The organism is Paenibacillus solani, assembly GCF_050475945.1.
Taxonomy (GTDB): domain Bacteria; phylum Bacillota; class Bacilli; order Paenibacillales; family Paenibacillaceae; genus Paenibacillus_AQ; species Paenibacillus_AQ solani_A.
Window position 1 is genome coordinate 23161 of sequence record NZ_JBCMXJ010000008.1, and the last position, 19954, is coordinate 43114.

Genomic DNA, 19954 nt, shown 5'->3' on the forward strand with positions numbered 1-19954 from the left:
GCTTGGCATTGCTAACACTTAAAGTGTAGCAATGGGAAATTAACAACAGGTAAACAAGAAGTGAACGATAAGATAATTTATGGACTGATCGGCAATACAATTTCAACTCGAGTGCCCTTGCCCTCTGCGGGGGAAATGCTCATACAGCCTGCGTGGGCTTCAACAAAGGCATTGGCTATAGCGATTCCTTTACCGGATTGATCCAGAGCCTGTGCTAACTTTGTTTCCTCAATCCCGATTCCATTATCCTCAATCACGATGATGCAATGCTTTCCGTCTATAGAGATACTGCACTGAATCTCAGTGCCAGGCGGATTATGTATAACCGCATTCATGAGTACATTTTGAAAGACCCTGCCTAACAATCTGCTGTCAAAATCGATCATGCACACGCTCTCTGGGTCAGTAAACGTAAAAGATGCTTGCTCGGCTACCGGGTGGTTTGCGATATCGATCATCCGATCACGCAGAAAATTCACGATATCATTCTCCCTCTTATTGATGGGGAACTGTTCGACAGACCATCGGCCCGTTTGACTCAAATCATGAATCAGATGTTTCATTTCCGCTGTCTTATCACTGATCTGCCTGCTAAAATTCTGCCTTTCTTCATCGGTCCATTGATATTCGGCTGCCGTGAGCATATGAGCATAGCCTTCGACATAGGACAGTGGCGTCTTGAGGTCATGGCTGATCGCAGCGATCCATTCCAGCTTCTTCGCCTCCGCATTTAATCGATCGGTCTCGCTGCGCTGCAATTGATTCGATAATAGAGTCATTCGATCAAATAATTCTTTGTATAACACATACGGATACCGATAATGGTTATGATGGAGTGTGTCATCGGGAGCATTGAGACCATTGGAACTAACAGCTCCATTAGTATCATCAGTGCCATAGGGATTATCGGTGCCATTGAAGTCACAGTTCAGCTTGCGAAAATGTTCCAGCGGCTGACTGTAATTCCCCTCGGATAATCGGTTGATCCAGCGAATCAAATAAGTGAGCGGTTTGCCCACACACCAGCCGAAAGCAATGAAAAAAATAACCGTCAGCACGAACCCGATAAAAGCTAAAAAAGTCTTCGTGGATATCATGTTCCGAGAATTCACCATATCCTGCAAAAAGATGAATATAACCGTGCTTACAACAAAACAAAACACAAATGCCATCACCAAAATAACGGTTAACTTGATAAAGCGAAAGGCCATCCTGGTCATTGGATTCATTCCTGTTCCTTCCTAGGAGCCAGCATTTTATAGCCAAGTCCTCTTACGTTAACAAGAAACTGAGGATTTCCGGGATCGGGCTCCATTCTTTTTCGCAGTCTGAAGATATGGATGACAACCGTCTTCTCATCTCCAAGGTAGGACTCCTGCCAGACCGATTCGTATAATTGCCTTGTGCTAAAAATGCGGTTTGGATGTCGGCATAAGAATACAAGCAGCTCCCATTCACGTGCCGGGCACTCCACTTGCTTGCCATCCACGATCAGTTCTCCGGCTGCAAGATCCAGCAGAAAATAACCAAAATCAAGACTAGTCAATCGCGGTAGTACCTCTTGTTTTCGCTGTGTTTTATACTTCAAACGAGCTTTAGTGCGGGCAACAACCTCCAATGGATTGAATGGCTTCGTAATATAATCATCCCCGCCAATGCCAAACCCCATCAGCTTGTCCAAGTCAGCGTCCCGGGCAGTAAGAAAGAGAATCGGCGTTTCGGTCAGCTTGCGAATTTTCCGGCACACCTCGAAACCGTCCTCATCAGGGAGCATGACATCCAGTATAATCACATCCGGATTAAACTCCGACAGTATCCTCACCGCTTCCTTCCCCGTACCCACGCTTCGAATATGCCGAAAGCCTTCCTTTTTCAGCACGGTAGTCAACATATCACATAACCCTTGTTCGTCATCCACAAGCAGTACAGACATATTATCCATAGCATTTTTCTCCATTATTATCATAATTCTACAAACCGTTAACTGTATTATATAACAGAGTCATCTTCCAAAGTTTCAAATTACGTATTGTAAGGTGGTGGAATGGCTCGGTACGATCCCTTCTTCATCATCCTATATGTACAAAATAAACAAGAGGTAAACAGGAACTGAACAAAACATAAATTAATCAAAGCATCATCATAATTACAACAAGAAAGGAGTCTTCGAAGATGAAGACTCCTTTCTTGATTCTGCTATATTTTTTGCTCTAAGTATATAACCATAAAAAAGAGCTACACCAGCGCCTTCAGCGCAATATCCGTCCGGTTCTGCTTGCCTTCAAACGAAATCGCTTCTGCACGCTCATACGCTTTCGCCCGTGCGGATGCGATATCAGCCCCTAGTCCGACAACGCCCAGGACGCGGCCCCCATTCGTTCTCCAGGTTCCATCGGCATCGCGGGAAGTTCCCGCATGAAAGACAATCGTTCCGTCCTGCTCGTTGTCTAGACCACTGATCGCTATCCCTTTCGGATACGATGCAGGATAACCACCGGAAGCCAGGATGACGCATACTGCTGCTTCGTCACTCCACTCCAACTCAAGATCTGCCAAATTTCCATTTACAGCAGCAAGGAATACCTCAAGCAGATCCGTCTTTAGACGTGGCAATACGACCTGGGTTTCGGGATCTCCGAATCTGGCATTGAATTCAATGGTCTTCGGTTTACCATCCGGTGTGATCATCAAACCGGCGAACAGTACGCCCCGGAACGGACGTCCTTCCGCTACCATCGCTTTCGCCGTAGGCTTGATAATCGTCTCAATGGCCTCTTCAATGACAGAAGACTGAATATGAGGCAATGGGGAATACGTTCCCATTCCGCCCGTATTCGGTCCCAGATCTCCATCATAAACCGCCTTATGGTCCTGTGCCGCCGACATTGGTTTCACGGTTTCACCATCCACAAAGGCGAGAATCGACATCTCCTGGCCTTCCAGGAATTCCTCGATGACTACTCGGCTACCCGCCTCGCCAAACACCTTCGATTGCATAATGTCGCTGAGTGCCTGCTCGGCTTCCTCGATTGTCCGGGCAACTGTAACCCCTTTGCCGGCAGCGAGCCCATCCGCTTTCACAACGATCGGCGCACCTTGCTCGCGCAAGTAAGCCAGCGCCGCCTCGTAATCGTCGAACTTCGCGTAAGCTGCTGTCGGAATGCTGTATTTATGAAGCAAGTCCTTCATGAAGGTTTTGCTGCCCTCTATTTCGGCTGCATTTTTACGTGGACCAAACACCGGGATGCCAGTAACGTCCAGTGCATCCACGATCCCCTCTGCCAGCGGATCATCCGGGCCGACAACAATAAGTCCCACCTGCTTCTCCACGGCGAACGCCGCCAGCTTATCGAACTCTGATACCGCAATCGGCGCACATTCTGCCAGCTGTCCGATGCCTGCGTTGCCAGGCGCGCAGTAAATCTTATCCGCTTTCGGGCTCTTCGCCAGCGCCCATACGATGGCATGCTCTCTTCCGCCGCCTCCGATCACCAAAATATCCATGGAATTCCCTCCCGATTCATATCCTAATTCACCATGATCATTCATCGCATGAATGATTTACAGTGCAAAGCATAGACGCCCTCTTAACCCCTTAAATGCAAAGGCGGCGCGCGCTACAGCGCGGCGTCGCCTCTATAGATGTAACTGGATGAAGAAATACTCTTCAACTGCAATTCACTACTGCAGTGAATATTCCGTGTTATGCTTATAAATTAGTGTTTAAAATGTCTTACGCCTGTAAAGACCATGGCAATTCCATTTTCGTTGGCAGCCTTAATGGATTCCTCATCCTTAATGGAGCCGCCCGGCTGAATGATGGCGGTGATGCCGGCTTTGGCTGCAAGCTCCACGGTATCTCCCATTGGGAAGAACGCATCGGAAGCGAGAACGGCTCCCTTCGCTTTCTCTCCCGCCTGCTCTACCGCAATCCGCGCGGAACCGACACGGTTCATTTGACCTGCGCCAACACCGACGGTCATGTCGTCAGCCGCCAATACAATGGCATTGGACTTCACGTGCTTGACTACCTTCCAGCCGAAGAGTAGCTGCTTCAGCTCGGCTTCTGTAGGCTCACGATCCGTCACAACCTTCAAATCTACGACATCCAGGGAATGCACATCGCTTTCCTGTACGATCATGCCGCCTTCGATCGTGGTAACGGCAAGCGTGCTTTGGCGCTCCTTGGCCGAACCGAACTCACCCATCTTCAGCAGACGAATATTTTTCTTTTTCGTCAGAATCTCCAGCGCCTCCGGCGTGAAGTCTGGTGCCAGAATAATTTCAAGGAAAATATCCTTCAGCAGATCTGCTGTCGGGGCGTCAATGGTGCGATTAGCTGCCACAATACCACCGAAGATGGAGGTTGGGTCTGCATTGTAAGCCTTCTGATAAGCTTCCAGCACATTTGTCCCAATGCCAACACCGCAAGGATTCATATGCTTCACGGCCACCACGGTCGGCTCGTCAAACTCCTTCACGATCTGCAGAGCCGCGTTGGCATCATTGATATTGTTATAGGACAGCTCCTTGCCGTGCAGCTGCTCGGCTGTCGTCAAAGTACCCGCAGGTGCTAGCGGTTTGCGGTAAAATGCCGCTTTTTGATGCGGATTCTCGCCATAACGCAGGTCCTGAATCTTCTCGTAAGTCACACTGAACCGCTCAGGAAGCGGGTCGCCCGTTACATTCGACAAATAGTCGGAAATCAAAGTATCATATGCGGCTGTATGACGGAATACTTTGGCTGCCAGGCGTTTACGTGTCTCCAGCGTAGTGTCGCCGCCACTCTTAATTTCTTCAATTACGCTGCCGTAATCTGCCGCATCAACAACCACACTCACAAAAGCATGGTTCTTCGCTGCAGAGCGCAGCATCGTTGGACCGCCGATATCAATATTCTCGATCGCATCTTCATACGCGACATCCGGCTTAGCGATCGTTTCCTGGAACGGATACAGATTCACCACAACCAGATCGATGTAATCGAGTTCCAACTCCTTCATCTGGCGTTGATGCTCTTCGCTATCGCGAATAGCGAGCAAACCGCTGTGTACCGCAGGATGAAGGGTTTTAACACGTCCATCCAGAATCTCAGGGAATCCGGTCACATCGGAGATACCAATGACAGGAACTCCTTCTTTTGCCAGGAGGTTCTTTGTTCCCCCAGTCGATATGATCTCTACACCCAATGAAGACAACTCGCGGCAAAATTCCACGACGCCGGTTTTATCCGAAACGCTGACCAAAGCTCTTTTGATACCCACGTACAAACCCCCTATTATGAATGAAAATCACATAAGCCTGTCCTGATTCCTTATATGCTGTCGAAGATCCATAATTACAAATTATTTCCCGAGAAATATCGAACATGTCGATTCAAAGGCAATCCTTGCCGGCTTTTATTACAAAGCGTAATTCTTAATCGTCACATTCCGCCCGTTCAGCGCAACCCGTCCTTGAGCAAACCAGGATACGACTTCATAATACAGCTTCTGTTCCACCTGGTGAATACGTGCGGCCACCGTTTCTGCGTTATCGTCTTCTTGAATTTCTATCGCCCGCTGAGCAATAACCGGCCCTGTATCCATGCCACCATCCACGAAATGAACCGTCACGCCGGTCATCTTCACCCCGTAAGCAAGCGCTTGGCCAATCGCATCCTTACCAGGAAATGCAGGCAGAAGCGAAGGATGGATATTAATAATCCGGCCGCTATAGAACTCGACAAAGGACGAACTTAACAGCCGCATATATCCCGCAAGTACGATTAATTCGACACCACGCTGTTGAAGCTCTGCCGCAATCTCCCGTTCGTAATCTTCCTTCGAGGCATAATCCTTTGGCTGAAACGCGAATACATTCACATTTGCCGCATGAGCCAGCTCAACGACCGGTGCCTGCGGCTTGTCGCACACCAGCATGCTGATTTCACCGCCAAGGGCGCCAGATTGCTGTGCATCAACCAAAGCCTGAAAATTGCTGCCTCTTCCGGAAGCGAACACCGCAATCCGATACGGTTTCATCTATACCTCAGCTCCCGTAAAGGTTACGATGCGCTCACCTTCGGTCACGCGGCCGATTACATAAGCCTCTTCACCTGCCGTGCGGAGGTATTGAAGCGCGGCGTCAGCATCCTGTTCCTTGACGACAAGCACCATGCCGATCCCCATATTAAATGTCGTAAACATATCCTTGTTCGAGATATTGCCTTGAGCCTGCATCAGTTTAAAGATCGGCAGAATCGGCCATGCACCATATTCGATGTCGATATTGACGCCATCCGGCAGCATACGCGGAATATTTTCGATAAAGCCGCCGCCTGTTATATGCGCCATGCCCTTGACTTCGATCTCTTTCAACAGCCCAAGCAGCGGTTTTACATAAATCTTGGTTGGCGCGAGCAGCACATCACCCAGACGGCCGCCCAGCTCTGGAAGCACTTGCTGCAGCGAATAGCCGGCATCTTCCAGAAGAAGCTTGCGGACGAGCGAAAAGCCGTTGCTGTGCACGCCGCTGGAAGCCAGACCGATCACGGTGTCGCCTGCCGCGATATTCGACCCGTTGATCATTTTGCTTTTGTCGACAATACCTACGGTAAATCCTGCGATATCATACTCGCCTTCACTGTACATGCCTGGCATTTCCGCCGTCTCCCCACCAATCAGAGAACAACCTGCCTGGTTGCATCCATCAGCGATCCCTTTAACAATGGATTCAATTTTGGACGGAATCACCTTGTCACATGCTAAATAATCGAGAAAAAAGAGCGGTTCTGCCCCTTGCACCACAATATCGTTCACGCACATCGCTACGGCGTCAATTCCGATGGTGTCATGTTGATCCATCGCAAATGCGAGCTTCAGCTTTGTACCGACGCCATCCGTGCCTGAGACGAGTACCGGCTCTTCATATTGGTCTTTATTCAGCTTGAACAGGGCGCCAAATCCCCCAAGGTCCGTCATGACTTCCGGTCTGAAAGTCGTTTTAACATGCTTTTTCATCCGCTCTACCGCTTCGTTGCCTGCAGCAATATCCACGCCTGCTTGTTTGTAAGTATCCGACACGAGCTCAACACTCCTTTTTCGTTATACGAAGGTATCCGTTACACACACATCAATTTATGGGCTTAATCAATAATCAGCTTAAAGAGATGATGTTTAAAAAGTTCCCGACTTTTTTGAACCCGAACTTAAAATTTAGCACCTAGAAAAAATGGCTGTCCACTGCAGAATCAGCAGCTGCAGCCCATCTTCTCTTCCCCGTTAAAATCAATCTGCGTCGGGTAATCATTATCAAAGCATGCCATGCACAGGCCGCCTTTAGGGCTGTGCTCATCATAACCGCCTATGGCGGCTATAAGTCCCTCCGGACTCAGGAATGATAAAGAATCCGCATTGATCTCCCGGCAGATTTCCTCGATGCTTTTCTCGGAGGCGATCAGTTCCCTTCTGTCCGGCGTGTCAATACCGTAGAAGCAAGGATTCTTGAATGGCGGCGATGTAATCCGCACATGCACTTCCGCCGCGCCTGCTTCACGAAGCAGGTTTACGATTCGGCGGGATGTGGTTCCCCGAACGATGGAATCATCGATCATGACCACACGTTTGCCTTCGACCACGCGCCGTACCGCACTCAGCTTCATTTTCACACCCTGCTCCCGCAGTTCCTGACTTGGCTGAATGAACGTCCGGCCCGTGTATTTATTCTTGATTAATCCAAGCTCATAAGGAATGCCCGTTTGCTCGGCATAACCGATAGCTGCCGAAATGCTGGAATCTGGTACGCCCGTAACCACGTCGGCATCGATAAACGATTCCAGAGCCATCTTGCTGCCCATCCGTTTACGGGCCGAGTGCAGATTCGAGCCATTCAGATCGCTGTCTGGCCGGGAAAAATAAATATATTCCATCGCGCACAGCGCTTTGCGTCCCGGTTCCGTATACCGTTCTTCCCGCAAGCCGTTCCGATCGAGAATGAGAAGCTCTCCGGGAGCGACGTCGCGAATCGCTTCTGCTCCGATGACTTCAAGCGCACACGTCTCGGAAGTGAAGATGTAGGCATCACCAAGTCGTCCCATTGTTAGCGGACGAAGTCCATTCGGGTCCGAAGCGACAAGCAGCTTGTCATTGGTCATGAGCAGAAAAGCAAAGCCGCCCACCAGACGCTGCAGCGCATCCTTGGCCGCCTCGACAAAATCCTTGGGTGATCTGGCAATCAGATGTGCGATGACCTCGGTATCGCTGGTCGTCTGAAAGATGGAACCTTCCATCTCCAGCTCACGCCGCAACTTCGGCTCGTTCACGATATTGCCGTTGGTGGCAATAGCCAGGTTGCCTTCGCGATATTTAAAGACGAGCGGCTGCGCATTCATCAGTCCGCTGTCCCCGCTTGTCGAATAACGAACATGACCGATTGACATGCTGCCATGAAGCGATTCCAGCCTATCTTTATCAAACACTTCCTTAACGAGCCCCATCCCGCGGTGGTAATTGAAATGCTCGCCATCGGCTACGCAGATACCTGCGCTTTCTTCTCCTCGATGCTGAAGGGCATGAAGCCCATAATAGGAAAGGGAAGCGGCATCGGGATGCCCAAACACCCCGAATACGCCGCACTCTTCTTTTAATGTATCGAAAATATCGCTCTGACCTGTTCCCTCATTGTAGTAATCCCCTGTCCACAGTCCTTCGGGTATCAGTTCATGAGACATGGAATGGCATCCTCCCAAACGGATTTCAAAGCCTCCACGGATTCTTCCAGCGCAGAAGCACCGTTAATATTAATACTGAGCTTATTTCCGCCGACTACACCAAGCGCGGTAAAAGGAACCTCTGCTTCTTGCAGGAGATTCTCCAGCGCGTTCTTATGATCTGGAGATACGGACAACACGATCCGGGATTGACTCTCGCTGAAGAGCGCTACGTCGTTACGCAGATCAGTTGACCATTCCACGCTTGCGCCAATGTTACCGCTGATGCAGCTTTCTGCAAGCGCTGCTGCAAGTCCGCCTTCCGACACGTCATGCGCGGATTGGATCAGACCCGATTGGATGGCTTTCAATACACCGCCAAGCAATTTTTTCTCAGTGTCCAAGCTTAGCTCAGGCGGTCTGCCTTCCGAAACTCCATGCATCATCGCTTGGAACTCGCTGCCGCCCAGTTCTGCACGGGTATCACCCAGTACATAGATGGCATCGCCTTCGGATTTGAAGCTTTGTGTTGTGATATGATCCGTATCATGAATCAGACCGACCATACCAACGACCGGCGTCGGGTAAATTGCGCCTTTGGCATTCTCGTTATAAAGACTGACATTCCCGCCGATAACCGGTGTATCCAGCTCACGGCAGGCTTCTGCCATACCGTCTACTGCTTTTTCCATCTGCCAGAAAATTTCCGGTTTCTCCGGGCTTCCGAAGTTCAGGTTATCCGTGATCGCCAGCGGCTCCGCGCCGGAGCATACGATATTACGCGCTGCTTCACTGACCGCGATTTTACCGCCGAGCTCGGGATCAAGATACACATAACGTCCATTGCAATCCGTTGTCATCGCGAGAGCTTTACGGGTTCCTTGCACCGTTACGACAGCAGCGTCCGATCCTGGACGAACAGCTGTACTAGTGCGAACCATATAGTCGTACTGGTTGTAAACCCATGCTTTGCTTGCAAGGCTTGGAGAACCAAGCACCTTCTTGAGTGCACCGCCCAGATCCTTCACTTCTTCATAACGGAGCGTATCCACCGCAGCCTGCTCTTTGTAATAAGCTGGTTCCTGGGATGGTTTGTTATAGATCGGACATTCGTCAACAAGTGCTTTAACCGGCATGTCACCAACCACTTCATCATGGTGAATCAGCTTCAGGCGGCCATCGTCCGTAACCTTGCCGACCTTGGCGCAGACGACTCCCCAACGTTCGAAGATTTCACGCGCTTGCGCTTCATGCTTCGGCTCAACCACGAACAGCATCCGTTCCTGGGACTCCGACAACATCATTTCATAAGGTGTCATACCTTCTTCACGCTGTGGTACTTGATCCAGGTACAGCTCAAGACCATTGCCTGCTTTACTTGCCATTTCCGCGCTGGAGCAAGTCAGTCCAGCCGCACCCATATCCTGAATGCCAAGCACGATGCCGGAATCAATCAGTTCAAGACAGGATTCCATTACGAGCTTCTCCATGAACGGGTCGCCAACCTGAACGGCCGTCCGGTTCGCTTCGGATTCCTCTGTCAGCTCTACGGAAGCAAACGTCGCGCCATGAATGCCGTCCCGGCCTGTAGGAGGTCCAACATAGAAGACCGGATTGCCCACGCCCTTTGCAACACCACGCTGAATCTTGTCATGATCAATAATGCCGACACACATCGCATTGACCAGCGGATTGCCTTCATAACTTTCGTCGAATACAACCTCGCCGCCTACCGTCGGAATACCGATGCAGTTCCCGTAACCGGCAATACCGGATACCACATGCTCGAACAAGTATTTCACGCGATCGCTCTCCAGCTTGCCGAAGCGAAGTGAGTTAAGAATCGCTACTGGTCTTGCTCCCATGGAGAAAATATCACGGATAATGCCGCCTACACCCGTAGCTGCGCCCTGATATGGCTCAACAGCGGAAGGGTGATTATGGCTCTCAATCTTGAACACAACCGCCTGGTTGTCACCAATATCGACAATCCCTGCACCCTCACCCGGTCCCATCAGGACGCGCGGGCCGCTAGTCGGAAAACGACGAAGCAATGGCTTGGAATTTTTGTATGCACAGTGCTCAGACCACATCACGCTGAACACACCGATTTCGGTATAATTCGGCTTGCGTCCCATGAAGGAACAGATCAGCTCATATTCGCTGTCCGAGACTCCCATCTGCTTGTAAATCTGATGCTCTGCGATTTGTTCTGCTGTCGGTTCCTTAACGGATGTTTGCTGCGCCATGAGTATCCCTCCATGCCTGTAATATGGATGTGAACATTGCTTTACCGTCATCCGAACCGAGCAGGCTGCTCACCGCGCGCTCCGGATGCGGCATCATGCCGATCACGTTGCCGCGTTCATTACAGATACCTGCAATATCTGCTACCGAACCGTTCGGATTGTCTTGATACGTAAATACGATTTGCCGGTTGTCCCGGAGCTTTTGAAGCGTATCTTCATCACAATAATAGTTGCCTTCACCATGTGCGATCGGGATGACGATCTCTTGTCTTTCCGCATAACTGCGCGTAAACGGCGTTGTATTATTGTTCACCTTGAGCACAGTATCATGGCAGCGGAATTTCATGGAATCATTACGGCGCAGAGCTCCCGGTAAGAGTCCCGCTTCCGTCAAAATCTGAAATCCGTTGCAAATGCCAAGAATATACTTGCCTTCTTCTGCCGCCTTCGCCACCTCATTCATAACCGGGGCGAACCGGGAAATCGCACCACACCGCAGATAGTCTCCATAGGAGAATCCGCCGGGTACCAAAATGCAATCGTAAGCGGAGAGGTCCGTAGCCGTATGCCACACATAATCCACCGGCTGACCGATTGTCTCTTCTACCGCCTTATAACAGTCAATATCACAGTTGGAGCCAGGAAAGACCAGCACTGCAAATCTCATTGGTTTAGCCCTCCAATTCATAACGGTAGTTCTCTACCACCGTATTGGCCAGAAGCTTCTCGCACATTTCTTTCACGCGCTGCTGCGCTTCCTCACGATTGTCCGTATCCAGTTCAAGCTCCATATATTTACCGATCCGCAGACTCTCCACTTCTTTAAATCCGATCGAATGAAGCGCCCCTTGCACCGCTACCCCTTGAGGGTCCAATACGCTCTGCTTAATTGTAACGTAGACCTTTGCTTTCAACATGATATCCTGTTCCTCCTCGGTATAATGAATAAAATGGCTTTATAAAAGATCTATAGCTTTACAGACTCATAGCCGTGATTCGGCTGTAAATATCGGTGTAGCGGCGTGTCGTCTCCTCAACCACGTCTTGCGGCAGGGGATCAGGTGCACTATTCTTGTCCCAATCGGATGATGCGAGATAGGTGCGCACAGGCTCTTTATCCATGCTGTCAATCTCAATATCAAGCGCATAATTCTTCTCATCCCAGAAGCGGGAGGAATCCGGCGTGAAAATCTCATCGATTAAGATGATCTCCCCGTCAATCAAACCGAACTCGAACTTGCAATCCGCCAAAATAATACCCTGCTTCGCGCAGTAATCCCGCGCATATTTATAGAGCATCAGGCTTTTGTCCTGCAGCTGCAGTGCCAGCTCCTCGCCGACAAGCTCCTTCATGCGGGACAGCGAAATATCCTCGTCATGGCCGACATCGTTCTTGGCAGCTGGCGTGAAGATCGGCTCTGGAAAAGCCTCATTCTTGCGCAGGCCCTCCGGCAGCTTAATGCCGTTCACCTCACCAGAGGTTTGGTACTGCCTCCAGCCCCCGCCGGTAATATACCCGCGCACCACGCATTCAATATCGATGCGTTCTGCTCTGCGGCATACCATGATTCGTCCATCCAGCAAGTCCTTGTCCTTAACGGCATCTCCCAGGAGGTTGACGTCTGTATGCACGACATGGTTGCTGATGAGCTGAGCGGTTTGTTCAAACCAGAAGGCGCTGAGCTTGTTCAGCACGGTTCCTTTGGCCGGTACAGGCGGCTCCAGCACATAGTCAAAAGCGGAAATTCGGTCGGTTACTACAATGAGTACATGCTCGCCCAAGTCGTACAATTCACGAACCTTGCCCTTATACAGCAGCGGTACGTTGACCAGATGAGTGGCGGTCGATAATGCCGGTAATGTCATGTGTTCCTCCCCTTGGGGCGACGTGTATCTCGATCCTCGAAAAGTCGCTCCCTATATTTCTGACAGATGAAAAATATAACGTTCAGTACTATGTGCATTAAGATCTTTAGCTTGTTCATCACTACGAATGCGGATTATTTTTCCGATCCCTGTTGCCCCTAGATTTCTATTACATACAATTTAATGGTTGAAATCCGGGGGCATCATATGCTTTCGATGCTAGCTTTCCAACGGAAAGCTTTCAGGAGACCGCTGACGCTTCTACAAAATAAATCGGCCTTCTCCGTTGTAGAAAAAGATCTTCTCTAGATCTTATTTAAATATGGTCCAATCCGGTATTTAAACTATTCCAGTCCCAGCTTGGCGAAAATCGTATCCACATGCTTCAGATGCCAGCTTGGATTGAACGCATCTTCGATCTCTTCAGCGCTCAGCACCTCGGTGATCTCCGGTGTGGATTCCACAATCTCGCGGAATTGGCGCTGCTCTTCCCATGCCTGCATGGCACGTGGTTGAACAGTGTCATACGCTTGCTCGCGGCTGAAGCCCTTGTCGATCAGCTTGGTCATGACGCGGCCCGAGAAAGGAACACCAAATGTGCGAGCCATGTTGCGCTTCATATTCTCCGGGAAGACTGTCAGGTTCTTGATGATGTTGCCGAAACGGTTCAGCATGTAGTTCAGCAGCATTGTCGCATCCGGCAGAATGATCCGCTCTACCGAGGAGTGGGAAATATCCCGCTCATGCCAGAGCGACACATTCTCGTAAGCAGATACCATATGACCGCGAATGACGCGAGCAAGACCGGAGATGTTCTCCGAACCAATCGGATTGCGTTTATGCGGCATTGCGGAGGAGCCTTTTTGCCCTTTGGCGAATGCCTCTTCGACTTCGCGAACTTCACTCTTCTGGAGTGCGCGTACTTCGGTAGCGAATTTCTCAAGCGATGTAGCGATGAGCGCGAGCGTAGCCATATATTCCGCATGACGGTCACGCTGCAGTGTCTGGGTTGAGATCGGCGCTGGCTTCGTGCCGAGCTTGCGGCAGACGAATTCTTCTACTGAAGGATCGATATTGGCATACGTTCCGACAGCACCCGAGATTTTGCCGTACTGCACACCGTCAGCCGCATGGCGGAAACGCTCCAGATTTCGGATCATTTCTTCATGCCAGAGCGCCATCTTAAGACCGAAAGTCGTCGGCTCTGCATGCACGCCATGCGTTCTGCCCATCATTGGAGTATGCTTGTAGGCCAGTGCCTTCTCTTTCAGAACACCGATGAAGCGCAGGATGTCCTGCTCCAGGATTTCGTTAGCTTGCTTGAGCAAATACCCCGTCGCGGTGTCCACCACATCCGTGGAAGTCAATCCGTAGTGGACCCATTTGCGCTCTTCACCAAGGCTTTCTGATACTGCGCGAGTAAAAGCGATGACGTCATGGCGGGTTTCCTGCTCGATTTCATAAATCCGATCTATATCAAAGGTTGCGTTCTGGCGAAGCTTCACTGTGTCTTCCTTCGGAATGACACCCAGATCTGCCCAAGCCTCGCAAGCACATAATTCTACTTCAAGCCATGCTCTGAATTTGTTCTCCTCGGTCCAAATCGCCCGCATTTCCGGTCTGCTATAACGTTCAATCATCGTTTAATCCTGCCTCCAAATATTCATTTTCTCTACCCATTCAAGCGCGGCATCGACGTCCCCGCACAAGAGGTTGATATGTCCCATCTTGCGGTTAACTTTCGATTCACTCTTGCCGTATAAATGAAGCTTAGGGACAACGCCCAGAGACTCTGCAAGCTCGTCACGCTCTCCAAAACGCCTTACCGCTTCCTCCACATGCTGTCCCAGCAGGTTCACCATAACGACCGAGCTTAGCAGCGTAGTATCGCCAAGCGGAAGATCACAGATCGCTCTCACATGCTGTTCGAATTGGGAAGTTGAGCAAGCCTCCATCGTATAGTGACCCGAATTATGCGGTCGAGGTGCAAGCTCGTTGACGAACAGTTCCCCGTCCTCGGTCACGAACATTTCCACAGCCAGCAGTCCAACGGCTTCCAGACCTTCAGCCACACGTTCTGCTAGCTGGCAGGCTTTACGCATGACTTCGCTCGACACGCGCGCAGGCACAATCGACAAGTGCAAAATATTGTTGACGTGCACATTCTCTGCCGGAGGAAAGCTCTTCACGGTACCGCTAGGCGTTCTCGCAGCAATCACGGAAATCTCGCATGCGAACTTGATGAATTTCTCGAGCACCAGTTCAGTTCCGCTGGCGGCCAGCTCCCTGTACGCGGATTCCAGTTCATTCTCGCTGCGGAGAACCGCCTGCCCCTTACCATCATAACCTCCCGTTGCAGTCTTAAGTACGCACGGAAGTCCAAGTTCAGAAGCGGCAGATTTCAAATCTTCCAAGCTAGTTATTTCACGATACGGCGCAACCGGCACGCCAGCTGCTTCAATCGCAGCCTTCTCGCGCAAGCGGTGCTGTGTGGTATACAGCAGCTTGCTTCCTTGGGGAACATAAGATTGCTCCTCCAGAAGCCGGGCCACACCCGCATCGACATTTTCAAATTCGTATGTGATGACATCCGCCTTAGCGGCGAGCTGCCGGGCAGCCTCCACATCGTCATAAGGGGCCGTAAGCTGTTCTGCTATTTGGCCAAGCGGAGATTTCGGCGTTGGATCAATGGTAACAAACGAATATCCCATACGGACTCCGTCGAGCGCGATCATCCGCCCCAGCTGTCCGCCTCCAAGAACACCAATAACAGAACCGGGAAGAATCTTTCTACCCGCGGTTTGCTTCTGCTCTGCTCCGCTTTCCATCATAGGTGATCACTGCTTTCCAGCACTTCGTCACGGATTCGGTCCCGGCGCGCCTGCACTCTTGCGCGAATCCCTACATCGGAGGCACCTAAAATCTGAGCCGCCAGTAATCCTGCATTCGTTGCCCCCGCTTTGCCAATAGCTACGGTCGCTACCGGAATTCCCCCCGGCATTTGCACGATCGACAGCAATGAATCCAGACCCTTCAGCGCATTCGATTTAACCGGTACGCCAATGACCGGCAATACGGTCTTCGAAGCGACCATTCCCGGAAGATGAGCGGCTCCGCCGGCTCCAGCAATAATAACGCGAATTCCCCGGCCTTCCGCTTCCTCAGCATATTGGAACATCAGATCCGGTGTCCGGTGAGCCGAAACGACTTTTTTCTCATAAGCGATTTCAAGCTCGTCCAGCACCTGACATGCATGTGACATCGTCTCCCAGTCAGATTGGCTTCCCATAATGACTCCTACTTGTGCTGTCATCAGTTACCCCCGCTTTCTTCGAAATTCGATCATGCTATAGTGAACTACTGAAAAAAAAGTCCGATCCCGTAAACACAAAGTCTGTGCAGGTCTCGGACATGAATAGGATTACGAACGCTGCTGCCTATGTCAAGCAGAAGAGTCTTCTCGCATCCGCCGCCAAAGAGACAAACATGTAGCTAAAAGCCCCACTGCTGCCGCACCGTTTGTATTCCCTCGTAGTCCGAAAATTTACGGTTTCCGGGTAGAGACTTCCGGGCCATATCCCCGGCTTTATACGAGATGTATTTAATTTCATCAATTACGCTTTATAAGTTTTTTAGAACCCCAACATCCTCAGTTTATCAATTTCTGACACTCCATGTCAACCTAAACACGAACAATCTCTTTTATCGAAAAAATAATGTTCGTATCTAGGGAGTGAGCAATGCAGCAACAAAAACTTCCTTTGAGTTTGCGGGCTTTATAAAGCGTGGGCAGCTCTAGGGCATGAAGAAGCCCTGAGCAGTACATGTGGAGCATAGTCGTCGCTGCGCTGACGCATCGTGATTCCGATCGCTGTTAAACACGGGAAACTGGAATGAACTATCTTTAAGGAAGTTTCCCGTGTTTAAAGGCGAACGCTTCGCTTCTCCATCCACGATTCGTCTGCTCCGCTGGAGCGCGGACTTTTTTTTGCTGCTGCATAGAGGGTAAGGGAAAAGTGTTATAGCAGAATAAAAATAAAACCGTATTCTGCTCTTTAATTGTAGTTGCTTACAAGGAAGATCGAGTTAAGTGTCGAATTCTTAAGATCCGCCACTAGAATTAAATACGATAGAATACTTAATTGTCCCATACAAGAATCTATTTCTAAGGAGGAACCAAATGGCTATCTATCTCGTTAGACATGGTCAAGATGAAGAAGGATACCGCGGAGGGTGAAGCCAGCGGGGGCTCATCAATGAAGGAATCAGGGAAGCGGAGAAACTGGGGCAGTACCTTAGTGAACACAAGCATGATTTTAATATCCACCGGATTGTATGCAGTGATCTGCAGAGGGCTTCTCAGACTGCTGCCATCCTTGCCAATCAGCTCGGCCTGCCCTTTCATGGCTCCGAGGGTTGGAGGGAGACCAACAACGGTCTGCTCGCCGGTATGCCTCACGCTTTAGCTGAAGAACGATTCCCCGGATTGTATTTTTCCAGCTTAGGGATGGACGAAAAATACCCTGGCGGTGAGAGTCCCCAGGAGAATTTTGCGCGGATTAAGGAAACCTTCGTGAGGTTATGCCAGAACCAGCTAGAAATAAACGAAAACGTATTGGTGGTCACTCACGGCGGAGTCATCAATATCATTTACCATATAATGAAGGATATCGTATGGAGTAATAAGAACCCGTTCTTCCCGGCGGCAAATACCAGCCTGCACAAAATCGAGCACCGTGGCGGACGCTTAGAACTCACCTTGGAGAATGCGACACCTCACCTATAACCAAAATGAAATCTGCCCTGGTCTTCCCGCCCTGGTCTAATGTTCACCATTCTTGATTGCATCTACATATTGTTTAGCTTCAAGCAAAGATAACCCTAATTCTTCCCTGACAGTTTTAACCGCCTTGATATCCTGCCCTTCACGAAGCAGCCTTTTGACTTCCTCATGAACCGGCGGTTCGGGAGCGCTTAGATGTTTGGCGATTTGGTTCAAAACAGCCTGCTGCTGCTTCATTCGTTTCTCGATGGCTGCCATACGGCTGGAGATCATAAGAACGGCTAGAACGACTACGACGATAAGAAGAATAATTTCCATAATGACTCCCCTCTCCCAATGAATTGCTTGCCATGAGCACTAAGTCTTGGGATTTAATATAGGGGACGCCTATAGCGTCCCGCGGGATAATCCCGCCTTATTTTAATTCCTGAGAAAAATCCGTTTTAAGTTCTGTGAAAATTCTTTGCTTATTAAATGACTCTTCTCCCGAGAGATCATCGGGATCTGTTCCATCCAGATTGAATTTTCCAGCCTGCATATTAATGACACTGTATTGACCAAACGTGTTTTCACCTAAAAATATTACGTATTGGCTGTCTTTTCTCATCGCGGTATATCCATCACTTGCTATTCTTTCTTTACCTCTGTAAGTCTGTCTTATACCGATAGGTTCAATTACTTTAAGATTAACAGCATCCTCTTTAGGCCCCTTCAATACCTTTTCTACATTAATTTCTGTAGAGGTTACAATATATTCGATAATGCCCCTGGAACGCTCTTTCAGAATCACTTCACGATCCTCAAAGTCTTTAATTGGACTCCCAATCACAACCAAATCAGCACCGGAGAATAATGCTTGTGCAGTTGAATACCCTTTGTAGGTGGCGGGTAAGGATATGTCACGAACGGAGCTATAAATGACAAAGTAATAGTAAGCTACTGCCGCGAGGATTAAAGTCATCACAAGAGAAATAATCGTATTTTTCTTTTTTGATAACAGGTTAACCATCCTCCTATACCTTAACTTCTCCATTTGTACATGAATACACCTTCATCGTAATCAGCAGTGGTGTCGTATTGAAGTATATGTATAAAAAAGGGACGCTTTAGCGTCCCTAGCTGTATTATTTGACCACCAGTACCGGAACTGTTGCATGCTGCACCACATTATGGCTGACACTGCCCAGTACAAATTCGCGAATGCCCCCAAGGCCACGGCTGCCAATGATAATGAGATCATTGCCGTTCTGCTCAACATATTCCAGAATGACTTCGGCCGGAGGTCCCTGGATCATCTCCACTTGACCGTTGACGCCGGAGTTTTCGATCTTTTCACGGACTTCCTCTGTCGTCTGTACAGCAAGATCGTAGACATCTTTATTAAGTGAAGCTGGAATCGGAGCAAGCCCTTCCCCAACAAAAAAACGCGGAAAATCATATGCATGAATGACATCCAGCGTCGCTCCCGGCGTTACTTTGGCAAGCTCAACCGCACGTCCGAGCGCTTTATTCGCTGCTTTGGAGCCGTCGTAAGCTAGAAGAATTTTAGTAAAAAGCATACAGGCCACCTCTTTCTATTGTTAAAAGACCAACTATATATAATTAAACAATATGATACCCGTATGAATCGAGCTTGCTAACCAGCTTTAGGGTGCCTATGTATCCAGAGTAATCAGCATTAGCCCCAGAAATACGTATATAATGCAACATTGACGATGAGCAGCAGCGGAACTCCGACTTTAAAAGTCAAATGCCTCGTCTTATGACGCTTGCGGTACATGGCAATCCATATCCCCAAGGCTCCGCCTATGGCTGCAAGCAGAAAAAGGGTTTTCTCCGGCACGCGGTCCCTTCCCATACGGGCTCGACGTTTATCGTCTGACATGACCAGATAGGCAACCGCATTGATAAAAACAATCCAAACGATCAGTGCAGGTTTCAAGTGGGTTCATGCACCTCCATTCCAACTGATCGATCCTTCCAACCAGCCATCAGCTATACGCTCTATCCTTATTATAAAACTGCAGGCTGATGAAAACAATGATCTGACCATGCATCCGACCAGCCATCTTGAGTGTGACTGCCATTATCAGGACACCGACCGAACGCGAGCAACGAAACGGACCGTGTCCTTTGGATAATGGCAACCAGACTATTTTTCTTCAACAACTTACGAAAACTTATGATTCATTCTTGGGTATTTCGTTCAGACTTGGAACATAGTCTGCAGCCTTCTTCGGCTTGAGGGTTTTGCTCTCCTCAAGGATGCTGGATTTGTTCTGCTGATTTTCGCTTTTTCTCGCTTTATGATGCGGCATGCAAATCACCCCCTATCCGTAGAATGAACTATTCTACCCCAGGTTATGC

Annotated in this window: 20 protein-coding genes and 1 riboswitch; of the genes, 1 reads left to right on the forward strand and 19 read right to left on the reverse strand. The window is 49.5% G+C overall.

The annotated features are described in order from the left end of the window. Positions 1–77 precede the first annotated feature (77 nt). From ABEQ74_RS10700 to purE, 14 genes are all read right to left on the reverse strand, one after another. Entirely contained in the window at positions 78–1229 is a 1152-nt protein-coding gene (locus ABEQ74_RS10700; protein WP_430122175.1) for an ATP-binding protein, read from the reverse strand. Beyond that, positions 1226–1942, reverse strand: a complete 717-nt coding sequence (locus ABEQ74_RS10705) for a response regulator transcription factor (protein WP_430122176.1) — start codon at positions 1940–1942, stop codon at positions 1226–1228. The genes ABEQ74_RS10700 and ABEQ74_RS10705 overlap by 4 nt, the downstream gene beginning before the upstream one ends. Before the next feature lie 293 nt (positions 1943–2235). Beyond that, positions 2236–3504, reverse strand: coding sequence for a phosphoribosylamine--glycine ligase (gene purD, locus ABEQ74_RS10710; RefSeq protein WP_430122177.1), 1269 nt, complete (start codon positions 3502–3504; stop codon positions 2236–2238). A gap of 212 nt (positions 3505–3716) precedes the next feature. Then, on the reverse strand, positions 3717–5264 hold the full coding sequence (gene purH, locus ABEQ74_RS10715) for a bifunctional phosphoribosylaminoimidazolecarboxamide formyltransferase/IMP cyclohydrolase (protein WP_430122178.1): 1548 nt from the start codon (positions 5262–5264) through the stop codon (positions 3717–3719). 138 nt (positions 5265–5402) lie between these two features. Continuing rightward, entirely contained in the window at positions 5403–6023 is a 621-nt protein-coding gene (gene purN / locus ABEQ74_RS10720) for a phosphoribosylglycinamide formyltransferase (RefSeq protein ID WP_430122179.1), read from the reverse strand. Continuing rightward, positions 6024–7064, reverse strand: a complete 1041-nt coding sequence (purM, locus tag ABEQ74_RS10725) for a phosphoribosylformylglycinamidine cyclo-ligase (protein ID WP_430122180.1) — start codon at positions 7062–7064, stop codon at positions 6024–6026. Positions 7065–7231: 167 nt separating this feature from the next. Then, on the reverse strand, positions 7232–8710 hold the full coding sequence (purF, locus tag ABEQ74_RS10730) for an amidophosphoribosyltransferase (protein ID WP_430122181.1): 1479 nt from the start codon (positions 8708–8710) through the stop codon (positions 7232–7234). Continuing rightward, positions 8695–10938: a phosphoribosylformylglycinamidine synthase subunit PurL gene (gene purL / locus ABEQ74_RS10735; protein WP_430122182.1), complete on the reverse strand. Its 2244-nt coding sequence runs from the start codon at positions 10936–10938 to the stop codon at positions 8695–8697. Before purL ends, purF begins: the two co-directional genes overlap by 16 nt. After that, a complete protein-coding gene (gene purQ, locus ABEQ74_RS10740) occupies positions 10916–11605 on the reverse strand; it encodes a phosphoribosylformylglycinamidine synthase subunit PurQ (protein WP_430122183.1) in 690 nt (229 codons plus the stop codon). The genes purL and purQ overlap by 23 nt, the downstream gene beginning before the upstream one ends. A gap of 4 nt (positions 11606–11609) precedes the next feature. Further along, a complete protein-coding gene (purS, locus tag ABEQ74_RS10745; protein ID WP_430122184.1) occupies positions 11610–11855 on the reverse strand; it encodes a phosphoribosylformylglycinamidine synthase subunit PurS in 246 nt (81 codons plus the stop codon). Between the two features lie 58 nt (positions 11856–11913). Then, positions 11914–12804 carry a phosphoribosylaminoimidazolesuccinocarboxamide synthase gene (locus ABEQ74_RS10750; protein WP_430122185.1) on the reverse strand — a complete coding sequence of 297 codons (891 nt, stop codon included), beginning with the start codon at positions 12802–12804 and terminating at the stop codon, positions 11914–11916. 344 nt (positions 12805–13148) lie between these two features. Then, positions 13149–14444, reverse strand: a complete 1296-nt coding sequence (gene purB / locus ABEQ74_RS10755; RefSeq protein WP_430122186.1) for an adenylosuccinate lyase — start codon at positions 14442–14444, stop codon at positions 13149–13151. 3 nt (positions 14445–14447) lie between these two features. Continuing rightward, on the reverse strand, positions 14448–15635 hold the full coding sequence (gene purK, locus ABEQ74_RS10760; RefSeq protein ID WP_430122187.1) for a 5-(carboxyamino)imidazole ribonucleotide synthase: 1188 nt from the start codon (positions 15633–15635) through the stop codon (positions 14448–14450). Next, entirely contained in the window at positions 15632–16117 is a 486-nt protein-coding gene (gene purE / locus ABEQ74_RS10765; RefSeq protein ID WP_430122188.1) for a 5-(carboxyamino)imidazole ribonucleotide mutase, read from the reverse strand. Before purE ends, purK begins: the two co-directional genes overlap by 4 nt. A gap of 199 nt (positions 16118–16316) precedes the next feature. Then, a riboswitch (purine riboswitch) is annotated at positions 16317–16418 on the reverse strand. A gap of 668 nt (positions 16419–17086) precedes the next feature. On the opposite strand from purE, the gene ABEQ74_RS10770 reads away from it, so the two are divergent. Further along, positions 17087–17590, forward strand: a complete 504-nt coding sequence (locus tag ABEQ74_RS10770) for a histidine phosphatase family protein (protein WP_430122220.1) — start codon at positions 17087–17089, stop codon at positions 17588–17590. 36 nt (positions 17591–17626) lie between these two features. Here the strand turns inward: ABEQ74_RS10770 and ABEQ74_RS10775 are convergent, their stop codons facing one another. The 5 genes from ABEQ74_RS10775 to ABEQ74_RS10795 all read right to left on the reverse strand — a co-directional run bounded on the left by ABEQ74_RS10775 (position 17627) and on the right by ABEQ74_RS10795 (position 19905). Then, the gene (locus tag ABEQ74_RS10775) at positions 17627–17905 is read right to left on the reverse strand and encodes a hypothetical protein (protein ID WP_430122189.1); all 279 of its coding nucleotides are present in this window, start codon (positions 17903–17905) and stop codon (positions 17627–17629) included. A gap of 97 nt (positions 17906–18002) precedes the next feature. After that, positions 18003–18596, reverse strand: coding sequence for a hypothetical protein (locus ABEQ74_RS10780; RefSeq protein ID WP_430122190.1), 594 nt, complete (start codon positions 18594–18596; stop codon positions 18003–18005). A gap of 115 nt (positions 18597–18711) precedes the next feature. Continuing rightward, positions 18712–19146 carry a universal stress protein gene (locus ABEQ74_RS10785; RefSeq protein ID WP_430122191.1) on the reverse strand — a complete coding sequence of 145 codons (435 nt, stop codon included), beginning with the start codon at positions 19144–19146 and terminating at the stop codon, positions 18712–18714. 119 nt (positions 19147–19265) lie between these two features. Continuing rightward, the gene (locus ABEQ74_RS10790) at positions 19266–19529 is read right to left on the reverse strand and encodes a DUF1294 domain-containing protein (protein ID WP_054400793.1); all 264 of its coding nucleotides are present in this window, start codon (positions 19527–19529) and stop codon (positions 19266–19268) included. A 238-nt stretch (positions 19530–19767) separates the two neighbouring features. Next, positions 19768–19905, reverse strand: coding sequence for a hypothetical protein (locus tag ABEQ74_RS10795; RefSeq protein ID WP_165593358.1), 138 nt, complete (start codon positions 19903–19905; stop codon positions 19768–19770). Positions 19906–19954 lie beyond the last annotated feature (49 nt).